The following is a 15,657-nucleotide window of genomic DNA, read 5'->3' on the forward strand; positions in this document are numbered from 1 at the left end:
GTACGGCTTCCGGCCACCGCCGCGGACCTCGCCGCGGGTCTTGGTGGCGTGCGTGCCCTGGCGAGCCGCGGCGAGCTGCGCGACAACCACCTGGTGGAGCAGCGCGATGTTCGCGGGGGCGTCGAAGATCTCGGCGGGGAGATCGACGGTGCCGTTGGTCTGGCCGCCGGGGGCCTTGACGTCGAGCGTCAGCTTGGTTGCGGTCTCGGTGCTGGTCATGCCCGTGCACCACCCTTCACTGCGGTCTTGACGATCACGACGCCGCCCTTGCGGCCCGGGATCGCACCCTTGATCAGCAGCAGGCCGTTCTCGGCGTCCACCTTGTGGACCGAGAGGTTCTGCGTCGTGATGCGGTCGCTACCCATGCGCCCGGACATGCGGGTTCCCTTGAACACGCGGCCCGGGGTGGCGCAGCCACCGATGGAGCCCGGACGACGGTGCACAGCCTGCGCACCGTGCGAGGCGCCCTGGCCGGCGAAGCCGTGGCGCTTCATGGTGCCGGCGAAGCCCTTGCCCTTGGAGGTGCCGGTGACGTCGACGAATGCGCCGTCCTCGAAGACCTCGGCGGTCAGTTCCTGGCCGATCTCGAAGCCCTCGGTGTCGTCGACGCGAAGCTCGACGATGTGGCGGCGAGGGGTGACACCCGCCTTGGCGAACTGGCCGGCGACCGGCTTGGTGACCTTGCGCGGGTCGATCGCACCGTAGGCGAGCTGCACGGCGCTGTAGCCGTCGCGCTCCTCGGTGCGGATCTGGGTGACCACGTTCGGTCCGGCCTTGACGACGGTGACCGGAACGACCCGGTTGTTCTCGTCGAAGACCTGGGTCATGCCGAGCTTGGTGCCCAGGATTCCCTTGATCTGGTTAGTCATGTGTTGTCTCCGCTGCGTCTTCTACAAGCTCGCTGGTCTCGAAAGTCACTGAATGTTGACGTCGACGCTCGCCGGGAGGTCGATGCGCATGAGCGCGTCGACGGTCTTGGGCGTCGGGTCGAGGATGTCGATCAGCCGCTTGTGAGTCCGCATCTCGAAGTGCTCGCGCGAGTCCTTGTACTTGTGCGGCGAGCGGATGACGCAGTACACGTTCTTTTCGGTGGGCAACGGCACCGGGCCGACCACGCGGGCGCCCGTGCGGGTCACCGTCTCGACGATCTTGCGCGCAGATGCGTCGATCGCCTCATGGTCATAGGCCTTGAGCCTGATGCGGATCTTTTGTCCCGCCACGCTTAGTGTCCTTTTCTTGCCGCGTTTCGTAGTACCCGAACGAGTCGGGAACCACCTCGTCTGCACAGTTCCACCCGAACGGCGACGGCGAACAGCACTCTTCACACTTCGTGACCGGGCGCACCCGATCCGCATGCCGCTGTTCATCTGTCATTGTTCTCCGGCACACGCGGTCGGGCGTGTCGCCCTACTGCTCGCTCCGCGGCGTCGAACCAACGCTCGACACCACGGATCGACCTGCCGGATGCACCCGTACGGGTACAGGGAGGTACTGCTTCCGTCTTGCATGTGGCCGCGACCAGGCCGTCAGGCTCGATCCGCGACTGTCACTCGATCTCGTTCCGAGCCGCGGAAAACCGTGACCCGGTCAAGGCAACCCGACCAGTATGCAGGACCCGGTCGGCATTCTCAACTTCGCCCCGGCCGCGCGGCCGTCACCACCCTCCGGTCGACAACGTCGCGGGCGTCCGCACGGGCGCCGCCGCCCCGAGCGTGTTGGTCGGATCGGGACCCGGTCCCGGCGCCGCCGGCGTGGCCACCGGCAGCTCGCGCGGCGCCGGCGCCACGGGCGGCACGTCGCGCCACACCGGCAACGCCTCCTGCAGGGCCAGCCCCACCGCGATCAACGCGGCCTCCTGCCAGGGCAGCGCGCCCAGCTGGACACCGAACGGCAGCCCGGTCACCGCCGAGCGGCCGACCGGGAACGAAACGGCAGGGGCGCCGGTGTAATTGGCCCACTGGACGTCGCCGGCCACCCCGGACAGCACGCTGAGGCCCGCGAATGCGTCGCGGGGACAGCCGTCGTCGAGCGCGCCCGGCAACGCGATCACGTCGAGATCGTGGTCCCGGAACATGGCGTTGTACTGGTGCTGGTAGCGCAGCCGGTCGCGCTCGAGCCCGAAGTAGTCGGCCACCGGCAGCGCGAGCGACGCCACCGCCGCGCTCACGAGCGGTGCGAGATCGATGCGATAGTCGCCGAGCCGGTCCACGAACTGCCGGTGGTAGGCCCCCATCTCCGCCGTGTCGCCGGCCAGGAGCGAATCCGGTGGGTGCGGCATCGACACCGGTACGGTTTCGGCGCCCAGCGCACGCGCCGTCGCGAGGAACTCGTCGAACAGGCGCCGCAGCTCCGGGGCCAGCCGGTCGGTCGCCCCGTGCGGCACGCCGATACGGACGCCCGCGAGCGGCGCGGTCCCGGCGGGCGGCACCAGCGGATAGCCGCCCTCGGGCACGCCCGGACCGGCGGCCGTCACCGGATCGTCCGCCTCCGCGCCGGCGAGGACACCCAGCAGCAGCGAGGCGTCCGCGAGACTGTGCCCGATGGGGCCGGGGTGGTCCCGGGTCCAGGTGAGCGGGATCATCCCGTGCGAGGTGATCCGCCCGTACGTGGGCTTGATCGCCGAGACGCCGCACGAGCTGGCCGGCAGCCGCAGCGAGCCGCCGGTGTCGCTGCCGACCGACAGGGGGACGAACCGGGCCGCCACCGCGGCGGCGCTGCCGCCCGACGAGCCGCCCGGGGAGTACTGCGGGTTCCACGGGTTGGCCACCTGCGGGGTGACCACGCCGATCGCGAACTCGTCGGTGTGCACGTGACCGAGCAGGACCGCCCCGGCCTCCTGCAGCCGGCGCCACACCCCCGAATCCCCGGCGGCCACGTTGTCCCGCAGCACGTTGCTCGACGCGGTGAGCGGGAGCCCGCCCACCGCGAAGAGGTCCTTGAGCGCGATCGGCAGCCCGCACACGGGCGAGACGGGCTCGCCCGACGCCCGGGCGGCGCTGAGCCGGGTCGCCGCCGCGTCGGCGGCGGCATAGGCGAGGTCTGGATAGAGGTGGATCCATGCGCCGACGCCGCCGTCGTGGTCCCGGCTACGGCGCAGGCAGGCATCGAGGAGTTCGCGCGGGTGCAACTGCCCGGACTGCAGCAGGCTCGCCGCTTCGACCGCGCTCAGCAGGGCCGGATCGATGACCGGGACGGTCCCCGGATCGGGCAGCCGGGCCGCCGGCCGGGCGCCCGCGCGCGCAGGGTGCATCAGGCCGAGCCCGACGAGGCCACCGGCCATGGTTCCGAGAAAACGACGTCGTGACGTTTCGAAACTCACCGGTCCGACCATAACGGCGGGTAGCGGAGGCCGCAGCGCACGCGCATCCCGCGCCCCTCCCCCACGGCGCACGACCGGTGCGGAATAATCCGTCGAACGGAAGCGACCCGCGCCCCGGAACGCGGGACTGAAGGAGCGCCGAATGACATCCTCTGCCCAGTCCCGGTCGCCCGGGTCCCGGCCGCTGCGCCGCAGGCCCCAGCTGTCCGACGACGTGGCGGTGCACGTCCGCAATCTCATCATGTCGGGTGGGGTCCGGCCCGGCGACTTCATCCGGCTGGACGAGACCGCGGCCGAGCTCGGCGTGAGCGTCACCCCGGTGCGTGAGGCCTTGCTCACACTGCGCGGCGAGGGACTCGTGGAGCTCGTCCCGCACCGCGGCTATGTCGTGGCCCCGTTGAGCCGGGGCGACATCGACGACCTGTTCTGGCTGCAGGGGCAGATCGCGGAGGAGCTGGCGCGACGGGCGGCCGCGGTGATCACCCCGGACACCGTGGCCGAGCTGGCCGACCTCAACGAACGCCTGGCCGAAGCGGTGCGCAGCGGGGACGGGGCGCGGATCGAGGACCTCGAGTTCGCCTTCCACCGCACACTCAACCGCGCGACCGGCGCGCGCAAGCTGTCCTGGTTCCTGCTCAACGCCACGCGCTACACGCCGGTGCACTTCTACTCGTCCGACCCCGACTGGGGTGCCGCGGCGGTGGCGTCGCACAAGCGCCTCGTGGACGCGCTGCGCCGCGGCGACGGCGATTCCGCAGGCCGGGAGACTCGCCGGCACTTCACCGACGGGGCCGGCCGGCTGGTCCGGCACCTCGACGAGATCGGCGTCTGGAGCTGACGGACGCACGGCCCGGCGCTCGCGGAAGACCGGGGCCGCAGGCCCCGGCCGGTAACATCGCGGCGTGACGGCGGGATCTACTCGTCGACGGGTCCGCAAGCGGCCGACCGAGAGTTCCACGGCGGAGAGTGATGCTGAGATACCACGACGAAGCGGTCCTCGTCGACGACCTGCACAAGTCGTTCGGGGACGTCCATGCCCTCAAGGGCATCACGTTCTCCGCCCCACGAGGCTCGGTCCTCGGCATTCTCGGGCCCAACGGCGCCGGCAAGACGACGACGGTGAAGATCCTGTCCACGCTGCTGCGCCCGACCGGCGGGCGCGCGGTGATCGCCGGGCACGACGTGGTCGGCGACCCCGCCGCCGTGCGCCGCTCGATCATGATGACCGGCCAGTACGCCGCCCTCGACGAGACGCTGTCGGGCCGGGAGAACCTGATCCTGTTCGGCCGTCTGATGGGCCTCGACCGCGCGGCCGCGCGCCAACGCGCCGACGAGCTGCTCCGCGAATTCGATCTGGTGGACGCCGGTAAGCGGGCGGTGCGGCACTACTCCGGCGGCATGCGCCGGCGCGTCGACATCGCATGCGGGCTCGTCGTGCGCCCCGAGGTCGTCTTCCTCGACGAGCCGACCACCGGCCTCGATCCGCGCAGCCGGCAGGGCGTCTGGTCCCTGGTGGGTGCGCTCAAGAAGCAGGGCATCACGGTGCTGCTGACGACGCAGTACCTCGAGGAGGCCGACCTGCTCAGCGACAACATCATCGTCATCGACCGGGGCACCGTGGTGGCGGAGGGGACGGCCAACGAGCTCAAGGCCTCCACGGGAGGCAGCTACTGCGAAATCGTCCCGGTCGACCCGAACGCGCTGCCGTGGGTGGTGCACGCCCTCGGCAACCTCGTCCCGCCCGACGTGCGCGCCGAGCTGGCCACCGCGGGCAGCAACGACCGCGTCTCGATTCCGGCGCCGCACGGCCCGGCGACGCTCGCCGAGGCGCTGCGCCGGCTCGCCCCCACCCGGATCGAGCTGGCCGACATCGGCCTGCGCCGGCCCTCCCTCGACGATGTGTTCCTCAGCCTGACCGGGCACTCGGCCGGCGCCGACACGACGTCCGCGACGACGGGAGAGCCCGCGTGACCGTCCACACGAAGAGCATCAGCGCCCAGCGGGTGCGGCACGACGCGAACATCTCGCTGCCGGAGAAGCGGGTGGGCTCGCACCGCCGGGCCGACCCGACGGTGCTCAACCAGTGGAGCGCGCTCACGATGCGCACGGTCCGCACCATGGCGCGGTACGGCGAACTCGTCGTCGCGGCGATCACCCCGGTGGTGTTCGGCCTGGGCTTCTACCTGCCGCTGAAGTTCGTGATGTCGTTGCAGGGCATCGACTACGCGCAGTACCTGATGCCGATCATCGTCCTGCAGGCGATGGCGTTCACGGCCATCTCCGCGGCGCAGTTGTCCTCGGGTGAGGCGATGACGGGACTGACGACGCGGTTGCAGACCATGCCCGTGTTCAGCGCGGTCCCGCTGATCTCGCGGATGTCGAGCGCGATGCTGCGGTCCGTCGTGTCCCTGGCGGGGGCGCTCCTGTTCGGCTACGCCATCGGCTTCCGGTTCTCGGCGGGATTCGCACAGGCGGTCCTGTTCTGCGTCACCGCCCTGGCCATCAGCCTCGTCCTGTCGCTGGGCGCCGACGCGATCGGCACGCTGTCGAAGAGCCCCGAGGCCACCGCGCAGGCCCTGACGCTGCCGCAGCTGATTCTCGGCATGCTCTCGTGCGGGTTCGTCCCGGAGGAGGGCTTCCCCGAGTGGATCCGGCCGTTCGTGCGCAACCAGCCGATCTCGCAGTTCTCGTTCGCCATGCAGGACATGGCCGAGGGCGGCGTCACGTGGTCGGTCCTGTTCCCCACCGTGGCCTGGTGCGCGGGTCTCGCGCTGGTGTTCGCCCCGCTCGCCGTGTGGGCCAGCACGAGGCGGGGGTGAGCGGCAGATGAACGGACCTCCCGACATCCGTCCCGTCGACGCCAACGGCGCCGCCTTCACCTTCCCGCCGCCCGAGCACGCTCGTCCGGAGCGATCGTGGGGCGCCCTGTGGGAGCACAGTCGCATCCAGTGCCAGCGGCTCCTGCTGCGCTGGGCGCGCGATCCCGCAACGATGATCCAGGCGCTGGTCTACCCGGCGCTCACCCTGCTCATGTTCCGGGTCGTCCTGGGCAACACGGTCACCGCCGCCACCGGACAGCCCGCGATCTACGGCACCGTCCCCATGATCATCCTGGTCGGTGCCATGTTCGGGTCGGTGGTCAGCGCCGTCGGCCTGCGCACGGAGCGGCAGAGCGGCCTGCTCGGCCGCTTCTACACCCTGCCGATCCACCGGGCGGCCGGGCTGCTGGGCCGCATGCTCGCCGAGGCCGTCCGTGTGCTCGCCACGACCCTCATCATCCTGGCGGCCGGCGTCGGTCTGGGCTTCCGCTTCACCCAGGGTCTCGCCGCCGGACTCGCGATCCTCGTCATCCCCGTTCTCTTCGGCATCGGGTTCGCCCTGATGGTGACGGTCCTGGCCACCATGTCGAGCAAGCTGCCCCTCGTGGAACTGGTGTCGATCGCGTGCACCCTGCTGATGTTCTTCAACTCCGGGTTCGTGCCGGTCATGGCCTATCCGAGGTGGCTGCAGCCGGTCGTGGAGAACCAGCCCATGTCGTGTGCGATCGACACGATGAAGGCCCTGGCGATGGGCGGTCCGCTCGCGGAACCGCTGATCAAGACGCTGATGTGGTCGGCCCTCATGATCGCGGTCTTCACGATTCCGGCGATCCGGGGCTACCGGCGCGCAGCCGAGGAGGGCTGACCTCGGCGACCCCGAACGGCCGTCCCCGGCTGTTATCCTGTCCGCCGACCCGCGGCCGCACAACGGCTGCTGCAGCCACGGCACTGTCACCGCAGTGCGGCCCCTCGGAGGAATGCCGATGAAGTATGCCCGCCGGATCACCGTCGCGGTGATGGCCGCCGCCCTGACCGCCGCCGGGCCGGCGCCGCCCACGGCCGCCGCGGACACCACCGACGCCGCCTCGTTGCCGGCGCTGCTCGAATCGATGGGGCCGAGCCCCGCGGGGGCGAACAACCTCGACTGCGTGCCCTCCCCCGAACATCCCCGGCCGGTGGTTCTCGTGCACGGAACGAGAATGGACATGACCAGCTCGTGGGCCGTGGCGGCCCCGCAGCTCGCCGACCTCGGCTACTGCGTCTACGCCCTGAACTACGGGGGCATCCGCTCGCTCGTCGACCCCGGCCTCATGATCTGGGGCGTCGGGAGCATCGAGGAATCCGCAAAGCAGCTCGGCGAGTTCGTCGATGCGGTGCGCGCTCACACCGGGGCCGATCGGGTCGATCTCGTGGGCCACTCGCAGGGTGGACCGGTCTCCCGTCAGTACCTGCGGTTCGAGAGCGGCGCGGACCCGGCGGACCCGGCCCGCAACGAGGTCGACAAGCTGGTGATGCTGGGGGCGACCAACCACGGCACCACCTTCAACGGGATGCAGCAGCTGTATTCCCTGTTCGCCCGCCTGGGGCTGGGCAACCAGGAATGGGCCACCGAGCGCGTCGCGCAGATGGTGTTCGGTATCGCCGGTCGTCAGCAGCTGATCGGATCGCGCGTGCTGGCCCGGCTCAATTCCGGAACCGAGACCCTGCCGGGGATCGACTACACGTCGATCGCCACCCGTCAGGACACGGTGGCCACGCCCCCGGAGAATGCGTTCCTGCAACCGGGCGCGGACAGCGCAGTGCACAACGTGTGGGTCGAGGACGTGTGCCCGACCAGCCCGGCCGATCACCTCGCCCTCCTGGAACTTCCGGAGTCGCTGCACCTGGTGAAGTCGGCTCTCGATCCGCACTACGCCGAGACCGTGCCCGCGCCCTGCACGGCGCCGCCCGCCGGCTGACACCCGTAGATCCCCGGCATGCGAACGGCCCCTCCCGGCGGGAGGGGCCGTTCGCATGCTCACCGCGCCGGGTGTCAGACCCCGAGGGCCCGCTGCAGCACGGGCCACGAGTCCTTCAGGTCGTCCTGCCAGTAGCCCCACGAGTGGGTTCCGGTCTCGCGGAAGTTGTAGGTGGCGGGGATGCCGAGCGTATCGAGCCGGTTCTTCAGGTTGTGGGTGCAGTAGTTGGTGGCGGCCTCGATGACGCCACCGACGACGATCTGGTTCGCCAGGACACCGGCGTCCCCGTCGATCTCCGGCCCGGTCAGCGTGTCGTACGGACCGGGCAGACCGCTGCCGTTGGAGATGTACATCTCGAGCCCGCGCAGCTTCTCGGCGTTGACGTAGGGATCTTTCTCCGCCCACGTCGGGTCGTTCGTCGGTCCCCACATGTTCTCGGTGTCGCCGCTGCCCCACGTCTCGACCGTGGTCTTGACGAACTGCTGGCCGATCGGATCGGAGGTCTGCGCGCAGCCGCTGTAGGCGGCGACACCCCGGTACAGTCCCGGCGCGGCGAGAGGCAGCTGGAACACCGAGGTGCCCGAGGTGGAGATGCCCGCGATCGCGTTGACGCCGGTGGTGCCGAGCGCACCGTCGACCAGCGGCGGGATCTCCTTGGTCAGGAAGGTCTCCCACTTGTTCACGCCGAGCTTGGGATCGGGGTTCTTCCAGTCGGTGTAGTAGCTGAACATGCCGCCGACGGGCGAGACGACGTTGACGTGCTTGTCCTTGAAGAACTCGATCGCATCGGTGCGACCCCGCCAGGTGGCCATGTCCTCGCCGCCGCCGGCACCGTTGAGCAGGTACAGCGTCGGCGCGGGCTTGCTGGTGTCGGCCGGGCGCCACACGTCCAGCAGGATCTCCTCGTCCATGGACGCCGAGTAGACCCAGACGAGCAGCTGCTGCTCTCCGTAGTTCTCGATCCTGGTGATGTACGACCCGTTCTCGGACGTGACGGCCGTGATGGGCTGCAGGGTGTCGGCCACCGGGTCGGCCGAGGCGAACGAGGCGCCCGTGAACAGCGGCAGCGCGAGTACCGCCGCCGAGATCGCGGCTGTTCCCAGCCTCCGAGCGCGGCTCCGCGACTCGACAACACTCATTCCGTCAACCTCCTCAGGCCCGGCGGGCGGGCGTCCCCAAGCCCCGGCGAACCGGGGTGCGCCCTGCGGCGCAGCATGTACTGAATCGACAGCACGGGCGTGAACGTTACCTTGCGTACCGGCCGTCAGAAACCTCACCGTTCACATCCGTCACATCGATCGCGTCACGATCCAACGCCGGCACGATCACGTCGAGGGCGGGGGGATCCATCATCGCGCCGTGCGCTCCGGGCACGAACCGATTCCGGACCCGCCCGGACACGTACGGGACCCACAGAACCGCCGCGTCTGCCTCCGTCGGGTGCTCGTCCCGCGCGCTGAAGAAGTCGACGTCGCCGGCGAAGAGCCCCGGTTCGTGCCGGTTGATCAGCTCCGGGGAGAGCACCGCCGCGGCGAAGATGCGCTGCACCCGCGGCGCGTCGAGTTCGATCAGCTCCCGGGGCACCGCGGCGGCCACAGCGTTCGCCGCCTCCGCCGGCAAACCGTCGCGCAGCGCGTCCGGATCCGCGTCCACTCCGAGACTGCGGAGGTTCTCGGCGAACTCGGCGCCGAAGCGGTCCGTGTCGATCCGCGGGATGCAGTCGAGCATCGCGAGGTGCTCGACCCGGGCGCCGCGGGCCTGCAACTCCACCGCCACCGCGTGGGCGAGCACCCCACCGAGCGACCAGCCGGCCAACCGGTACGGCCCCTCGGGACGGACCCGCGCGATCTCGTCGGCGTATCGCTGCGCGAGCGCCTCGATCGACGCCGGGACGAATCCCGGGTCCGTGAGCGCCGGCGTCTGCAGCCCGAAGACCGGCCGGCCGGGAGCGAGCCGCGCCGCCAGGGGCGCATAGGGCCAGGCCAGGCCGATCATCGGATGGATACAGAACAGCGGGGTCACGTCGGGCTCGCCGGCGCGCAGCGGCAGGACCACGGCGAGCGCCGCGTCCCCGCCGGCGTCGTCGCCGCCGATCCGGGAGGCGAACGACTCCACCGTCGGCGCCGCGAGCAACCAGGGCACCCGCACCTCCACCCCGAGCGCGTCCCGCAGGCGCGCGACGACCTGCGTCGCAACCAGGGAGTTGCCACCGAGTTCGAAGAAGTCGTCGTCGAGCCCGACCCGGTCGAGGCCGAGCACCTCGGCGAACATGTCCGCGACGGCCCGCTGCGCATCGGTCTCCGGGGCGCGGTACGGCCGCGTGGCCGTGTCCGGTTCCGGCAGCGCATCACGGTCGAGCTTGCCCACCGGCGTGAGCGGGACCTCGTCGAGGGCGACGATCGCCGACGGCACCATGTGTCCCGGCAGCGCCCTCGCCGCCGAGGCCAGCAACGCGGCGGTGTCGACGGTCGCCGACGGCCGCGCCGTCACGTACGAGACCAACCGCACGACGCCCGCCTCGGAGGTCCGTCCGACGGTGACGGCGAAGTCGACCGCCGGATCACGGCGGAGCACGGCGTCGATCTCCCCGAGTTCGATCCGGAAGCCGCGGACCTTCACCTGGAAGTCCGACCGGCCCACGTACTCGATCTCGCCCGCCCCGGTCCATCGCACGACGTCGCCGGTGCGGTAGAGGCGGCTGCCGGTGCCGTACGGATCGGCGACGAACCGGGACGCGGTCAGCGCCGGCCGGGCGTGGTACCCCCGTGCCAGCTGGACACCGGACAGATACAGCTCGCCGGCCACCCCGACCGGCACGGGCCGGAGCCGGTCGTCGAGGACGAGCGAGCGCGTGCCCCGGAGCGGCCCGCCGATCGTGAGCGGCCCGCCGGGGGTCAACGGATCGCTGATGTTGGTCATGACGGTGGTCTCGGTGGGCCCGTACCCGTTGTGGAACGCCCGGCCCGGCGCCCATCGCGCGACGAGCTCCGGTGGGCACGCCTCGCCGCCGACCACGACGGTCCGCAGGTCGTCGAGGCCCGCGGGATCGACCGACGCCAGTGCCGCGGGGGTCACGAACGCGTGGGTGACGCGTTCGTGACGCAGCAGTTCCGCGAGGTCCGCGCCGCCGTAGACGGTGGGCGGTGCGATCACCAGCGCGGCCCCGGGCGCGACCGCGAGCAGCAGTTCGAGCACCGAGGCGTCGAAGCTCGGCGACGCGAAGTGCAGCGCCCGGGTGGCCGGTCCGAGGCCGTAACGCTCGCGCTGTTCGGCGGCGAAGTTGGCCAGGCCGGTGTGGGTGACGACCACGCCCTTCGGCAGCCCGGTGGAGCCGGAGGTGTAGATGACGTAGGCGGGGTTGTCCACATGCAGCGGACGCGCCCGGTCACGGTCCGTCACCGGCGCGGGCGACAGCACGGCGAGTTCGGACTCGACCTCCTCGTCGTCGAGCACCACCCACGGGATCGTGTCGGGCAGGCCGGTGCGTTCGGCGGCGACGGTCACTCCCGCCCGCGCCCCCGAGTCGGTGACCATGTGCACGACCCGGTCGACCGGGTAGCCGGGATCGACCGGCACGTACGCGGCACCGGACTTCGCGACCGCCCACACCGAGATCACGGACTCGAAGGACCGGGTCAGCCCCACGGCCACGACGTCCTCGGGCCCGACGCCGCGGGCGATGAGCAGACGCGCGAGCCGCGACGAGCGGGCATCGAGGTCGGCGTAGGTCAGCTCGCGACCCCGGTACGACAGTGCGGTGGACTGCGGGTCGCGGGCGGCGGCCGCGGCCAGCAGGTCGGCCAGCGGCACGGCCGGTTCCGCCGGGCGTCCGGTCCGTCGGACGAGATCGTCGCGCTCGGCGTCGCCCAGGATCTCGAGCTGCCCGATCGTGCCGGCCGTCCCGGCGACGAGGCCGCCGAGCACCCGGAGGTAGCGCTGCGCGAGGTTCTGCACGGCGGAGGCCGTGAAGGCGTCCCGGCGGTACTTGAACCCGAAGGCCAGCGACTCCTCGGCCGTGGCCACCACCGTGAGCGGATAGTGGGTGGCGTCCCGGGTGTTCACGCCGGCGACGGTCATGCCGTCGATCGAGCTGGCCTGCTCGAGGCCGCTCCGGTCGATCGGATAGGACTCGTACACGAGCAGGGTGTCGAACAACGCGCCGGTCCCCGCGAGCTGCTGGATCTCCGCCAGCCCGGTGTGGTGGTGGTCGAGCAGGTCGGCCTGCTCGGCCTGCAGGGCACGCAGCGCCGCGTCGACCGCCATGTCCGGGTCGAGGCGGACGCGCACCGGAATCGTGTTGATGAACAACCCGACCATCGACTCGACACCCTCGAGCCCGCCGGGCCGGCCGGAGACGGTGGTTCCGAACACCACGTCGTCGCGGCCGGTGGAGCGGGCCACCAGCACGGCCCACGCCGCTTGGAGAACGGTGTTGACGGTGACGCCGAGCCGGCTCGCGTACTCGGTCAGCGCGGCGGTGGTGTCGGCGTCGATCGCGACGCGGTGCTCCGCGCCGCCCACGGCTCCCGCCTCGCCGTCACCGAGCACCTCGGCGAGCATGGCCGGCTCCTCGAGGCCGGCCAGCGCGTCCGCCCAGGCCCGGCGGGACCGGTCGTGGTCGCGCGCGGCCAACCACTCCAGGTAGGTGCGATACGCGGGCACCCGCGGCAGGATCGTCGCATCGGCGTCGGTCGCGTAGAGGGTGAGCAGGTCCTTCAGCAGCAGCGGCATCGACCACCCGTCGAGCAGGATGTGGTGGCTGCTGACGGCCAGCGTCCACGCGTCCGGGGCGGTGCGCACGACGAGGAAGCGGATCAGTGGCGGGGCAGCCATGTCGAACGGGACGTCCTGGTCCGCCCGCACCATCGCCTCCAGGTCGGAGCCGTCCGCGCCGACGGCGTCGACCTCGCGCCACGGCAGGGAGACGTCGTCGAGCACCAGCTGCACCGGCTCGCCGGACTCGCCGGCGACGAACGCCGTGCGCAGGTTGGGATGCCGCTCGAGCAGTGCCTCCGCCGCACGGCGCAGCCGGGCCACGTCGACCCGGCCCGCGAGGTGGAGCAGCACCTGGGTGGTGTAGACGTCGGGCCGGCCGTCGGCGAGCATCGCGTGGAAGAGCAGACCGGACTGCAGCGGGGCGAGCGGCCACACGTCGACCAGGGCGGGGTACCGCGTCTCCCACGTGTCGAGGTCGCTCTGGCCGACGTGCACGAGGGGGACGTCGGACGGCGTCAGACCGCCCGCGTCGGGTCGGGCGGCGTGGGCGGCGAGCGCCTCCAGGGCGCGCACCCACAGCTGCGCGAGTTCCTCGACGTCGCCGCGGTCGAGCAGACCGCTCGCGTATCCGAAGTTCGCGCCGAGCCGGCCGCCGATCACGACGGCGTTGATGTCGACCGTGGCCATCGCGGGCGCGTCGGCGTCGTCGCGACCCGACAGGTCGCCGAGGTCGCCGGCGGGCAGCCAGCCGAGACCGGCCGCGCCCTCGGGGATCTCGCCGGCGTCGATCCGGCCGAGGTAGTTGAAGCTGATCTGCCCGGACGGCAGCGCCCGCAGCACGGGGCCGGCGGCCGGATCGAGATAGCGCAGCAGCCCGTAGCCGATGCCCTTGTCCGGAACGGCGCGCAGGTGCTCCTTGACGGCCTTGATCGCGGCGCCCGCGGCGCGGCCCCCGGCGAACGCGTCGTCGAGATCCACCCCGGACAGGTCGAGCCGGACCGGGTAGATGGTGGTGAACCAGCCGACGGTGCGGCCGAGGTCCGCGCCGGGGACGACCTCCTCCTCGCGGCCGTGCCCCTCGAGCCGGACCAGCGCCGACGGCTCGGCGACGCCCCGGTCGCGGCGCCACCGGGCGACGGCGAGTGCCAGCGCGGCGAGCAGTGCGTCGTTGACACCCCCGTGGAACCGTGCGGGCAACGTCGTCAGCAATGCGTCGGTCGTCGCGGGATCGACCTGGATCCGCACCTTATCCACCGTGGAGGCGAGGTCGACGGTGGGATCGAAGGGGCGCGCGCCGAGCATCGGATCGGGCCCGTCGACGATCGAGCGCCACAGCCCGAGTTCGGCCGCACGGGCCGGGACCGCGGTCTCGGCGAGGGCGTACGCCCAGCGCCGGAACGACGTGCCGACCGGCTGAAGCTCCGGACGTCCGCCGTTCGACAGCTGCGCCCACGCCGTGACGAGGTCCGGAACGAGGATGCGCCAGGAGACGCCGTCGACGACGAGGTGGTGCGCGACGACGACGAGCCGCCCGGTGCGCGCCGCGCCCGGGTCGAGCCACACGAACTGCAGCACGACGCCCTCGGCCGGCCGCAACCGCGACTCGGCCTCGTCGAGTGCCCGCGCGGCGAGGTCGGCGAGCGCCTGTTCGTCGGTCCCGGGCGCGACCTCGATGCGGGCGACGAGCGCGTCGACGTCGACGCTGCCCGGCGGCGTGGTCGACAGCTCCCAGTCGCCGGAGCCGTTGCGGCGCAGGCGCGCCCGGAGCATGTCGTGGCGGTCGACGACGGCCGTGAGGGTTCCCACGACGCCGTCGCGGTCGATGCCGGCCGGCAGTTCCAGCGCGAGCGTCTGGGTGTAGCGATCGAATCGGCCGCCGCGTTCGACCATGAACCGGACGATCGGCGTCAACGGCATGTCGCCGACGCCGCCGCCGGGAAGCTCGGCCAGCGCGGGTACCGCCGCCTCCGCACCGACGCGCGCGACCTCGGCGAGCCCGGCCACGGTCTTGCGTTCGAACACGTCGCGGGGGGTGAAGACCACACCGCGGGCCTTCGCCCGCGACACCAGCTGGATCGAAACGATGCTGTCGCCGCCGAGCGCGAAGAACGAGTCGTCGGCACCGATCCGCTCCGCGCCCAGGACCTCCGCGAAGACCGCGGCGATCGCGACCTCGGTGGGGGTGCCGGGAGCACGGAATCTCTTGTCGCCCTTGAATATCGGAGCGGGTAGAGCCTTGCGGTCGAGCTTGCCGTTCGCGGTCAGCGGCAGCGTCTCGAGCACCACGATCGCGTCGGGAACCATGTATCCGGTGAGGAACCGGGCCACCGAGTCCAGGACCGTCGCGGCCTCGAGGTCGTGTCCCGCGCGCGGCACCACGTAGCCGACGAGGCGGTCGCCGGTGCGTTCGTCGGTGCGCACGACCGCGACGGCCTGCGCCACACCGGCGACGCCGGTGAGAGCGGCCTCGATCTCGCCGAGTTCGATGCGGAAGCCGCGGAACTGGACCTGGGAGTCGCTGCGCCCGGCGTACTCGAGCTGTCCCTGCGCGTTCCAGCGGGCGATGTCGCCCGTCCGGTACATGCGGGTGCCGGGCGCGCCGAACGGATCGGCGACGAACCGGCCGGAGGTGAGGTCGGCGCGTCCCAGGTAGCCGCGGGTGAGCTGCGCTCCGCGCACGTACATCTCCCCCGGCACGCCGACCGGAACGGGCTGCAGGCGCGCGTCGAGGACGTAGATGCCCAGCCCGGGGATGCCACGGCCGATCACGCTCGCGGCGAGTCCCGCGTCGGCCGCGGCGAGCGGCAGGTGCGAGACGTGCACGGTGGTCTCGGTGATGCCGTAC

At 71.7% G+C, this 15,657-nt stretch carries 11 protein-coding genes; 5 read left to right on the top strand and 6 right to left on the bottom strand.

The annotated features are described in order from the left end of the window. The 4 genes from rplD to CQZ88_RS28235 all read right to left on the bottom strand — a co-directional run. Nucleotides 1-219, bottom strand: a 219-nt coding sequence (gene rplD, locus CQZ88_RS32100; RefSeq protein WP_258008849.1) for a 50S ribosomal protein L4, incomplete at its 3' end; no start/stop codon positions are given. Next, nucleotides 216-869, bottom strand: coding sequence for a 50S ribosomal protein L3 (gene rplC, locus CQZ88_RS28225; protein ID WP_006947147.1), 654 nt, complete (start codon nucleotides 867-869; stop codon nucleotides 216-218). The genes rplC and rplD, both read right to left, overlap by 4 nt. A 45-nt stretch (nucleotides 870-914) precedes the next feature. Further along, complete coding sequence (rpsJ, locus tag CQZ88_RS28230; RefSeq protein ID WP_003938093.1) at nucleotides 915-1,220, bottom strand: 30S ribosomal protein S10; 306 nt, start codon at nucleotides 1,218-1,220, stop codon at nucleotides 915-917. A gap of 434 nt (nucleotides 1,221-1,654) precedes the next feature. After that, a complete protein-coding gene (locus CQZ88_RS28235) occupies nucleotides 1,655-3,331 on the bottom strand; it encodes an amidase (RefSeq protein ID WP_374703847.1) in 1,677 nt (558 codons plus the stop codon). Between the two features lie 130 nt (nucleotides 3,332-3,461). Between CQZ88_RS28235 and CQZ88_RS28240 the strand changes: the two genes are divergently transcribed. The 5 genes from CQZ88_RS28240 to CQZ88_RS28260 all read left to right on the top strand — a co-directional run bounded on the left by CQZ88_RS28240 (nucleotide 3,462) and on the right by CQZ88_RS28260 (nucleotide 8,096). After that, nucleotides 3,462-4,157: a GntR family transcriptional regulator gene (locus tag CQZ88_RS28240; RefSeq protein WP_006947145.1), complete on the top strand. Its 696-nt coding sequence runs from the start codon at nucleotides 3,462-3,464 to the stop codon at nucleotides 4,155-4,157. Between the two features lie 131 nt (nucleotides 4,158-4,288). After that, complete coding sequence (locus tag CQZ88_RS28245; RefSeq protein ID WP_006947144.1) at nucleotides 4,289-5,290, top strand: daunorubicin resistance protein DrrA family ABC transporter ATP-binding protein; 1,002 nt, start codon at nucleotides 4,289-4,291, stop codon at nucleotides 5,288-5,290. Continuing rightward, nucleotides 5,287-6,138 carry an ABC transporter permease gene (locus CQZ88_RS28250; protein ID WP_050035539.1) on the top strand — a complete coding sequence of 284 codons (852 nt, stop codon included), beginning with the start codon at nucleotides 5,287-5,289 and terminating at the stop codon, nucleotides 6,136-6,138. Before CQZ88_RS28245 ends, CQZ88_RS28250 begins: the two co-directional genes overlap by 4 nt. Before the next feature lie 7 nt (nucleotides 6,139-6,145). Next, nucleotides 6,146-7,003, top strand: coding sequence for an ABC transporter permease (locus CQZ88_RS28255; protein WP_006947142.1), 858 nt, complete (start codon nucleotides 6,146-6,148; stop codon nucleotides 7,001-7,003). 118 nt (nucleotides 7,004-7,121) lie between these two features. Continuing rightward, on the top strand, nucleotides 7,122-8,096 hold the full coding sequence (locus CQZ88_RS28260; protein WP_102800614.1) for an alpha/beta fold hydrolase: 975 nt from the start codon (nucleotides 7,122-7,124) through the stop codon (nucleotides 8,094-8,096). A 74-nt stretch (nucleotides 8,097-8,170) separates the two neighbouring features. Here the strand turns inward: CQZ88_RS28260 and CQZ88_RS28265 are convergent, their stop codons facing one another. After that, complete coding sequence (locus CQZ88_RS28265; RefSeq protein WP_006947136.1) at nucleotides 8,171-9,235, bottom strand: alpha/beta hydrolase family protein; 1,065 nt, start codon at nucleotides 9,233-9,235, stop codon at nucleotides 8,171-8,173. 106 nt (nucleotides 9,236-9,341) lie between these two features. Beyond that, a partial coding sequence (locus CQZ88_RS32105; RefSeq protein ID WP_374703848.1) for an amino acid adenylation domain-containing protein occupies nucleotides 9,342-15,657 on the bottom strand: 6,316 nt, incomplete at its 5' end.

Origin of the sequence: Rhodococcus sp. ENV425, from assembly GCF_002887785.1 — a bacterium.
Taxonomy (GTDB): Bacteria; Actinomycetota; Actinomycetes; order Mycobacteriales; family Mycobacteriaceae; genus Rhodococcus; species Rhodococcus aetherivorans.